General features: G+C 32.7%; 2 protein-coding genes. Both read right to left on the bottom strand.

From position 1 onward, the window contains the following. The coding region (locus MNY27_RS10870) for a hypothetical protein (RefSeq protein WP_346392345.1) at window positions 1–716 on the bottom strand (716 nt) is incomplete at its 3' end. A 171-nt stretch (window positions 717–887) separates the two neighbouring features. Then, window positions 888–1,106 (bottom strand): tyrosine-type recombinase/integrase (locus MNY27_RS10865; protein ID WP_346392344.1); only part of this gene is annotated, 219 nt, incomplete at its 5' end.

Here is a 1,106-nt window from a genome sequence, read left to right as displayed (position 1 = left end):
TCATACTCAAGTCCCATCCCATTTTTACTCTCAAACTGCTCTTCATACTCCTCTTGAGAGTCAAAGCCTTCTAAAATAGCCACTATAGAGTATCTTGCACCTATATTGTCATTTGGGTTTGATTTTAAAAGTTTTGTAAAAAGTTCTATAGCTAACTCTCTGTCACTATTTTCCCACACAAACATAGCGAAGTTAAATATCATTCTGATGATATGTCGATTCTCTACAAATCCCCAGTTTAAAATATCTGGAAATTTACCATTATTATCTATGAGATTTATTGCTCTTTGAAAGCCTTGCTCTATCGTTTTTACGGCATTTTTGAAATCTCTATCCATTAAGTAATATTCATAAAGTGTAATATAGGGATCAAAAAAGAATTTATCTTCTTTAATCATAGCTTTGAGTACTTGAATGCTTTTTTGGATGTCATTTTGGATGGGTGATTCTAAAAAATCAAAATAGATCTCACTGACTTCAAATCTATCTCTGTCAATAAACTCATAAGGCTCATTTTTCTTTTCATATCTTGCCATTCTATAGAGCCTATTTTCAACGTCAAATGCTTTTTGAGATATAGCAGATGCTTTTACTTTAAAATACTCTCCTACACTTTTTGCAGTTATGCCGCCTCTACCATTTAGGTTGTTATGTTTAAGATAGATATAGACTATAGCAGCAGCTAAAAGATGTGGTTTTTGAGCTTCTTCAATCATTTTAGGATTATTCTTGTTTAGCTTTTCTAGCATTTGCAGTGGTTCAGGGCTTACTTTTAAAAATTCAAAGCTATATTTGCGGAGTTGGTGCTCTATGATTTGATAATTATCGTGAAACAAGTGCTAACCTTTATGGAGTATTTTTAAAATTATATACTCTTTGGGACAATTTTATAAATTATCAAATATCATCTTTGTGCTGTGATGCCTCTCATCAGGTATAAGATGACTGTATCTCATGGTCATTTCAAGTTTTTTATGTCCAAGTTGCTCTTTTATATGCATAATGCTTACACCTGCAATTGCCATCCATGAAGCATGGGTGTGTCTTAAGCTATGTATAGTTATTCTGTATTTGCCAGCCTTGTCATTGTTTGGAAGCATCTCATC

Origin of the sequence: Sulfurimonas sp. NWX79 (genome assembly GCF_039667035.1) — a bacterium.
In the GTDB taxonomy this organism is placed as follows: domain Bacteria; phylum Campylobacterota; class Campylobacteria; order Campylobacterales; family Sulfurimonadaceae; genus Sulfurimonas; species Sulfurimonas indica.
Note: the sequence above shows the minus strand (reverse complement) of the source record. Positions and strands in the feature narration are given on the sequence as shown.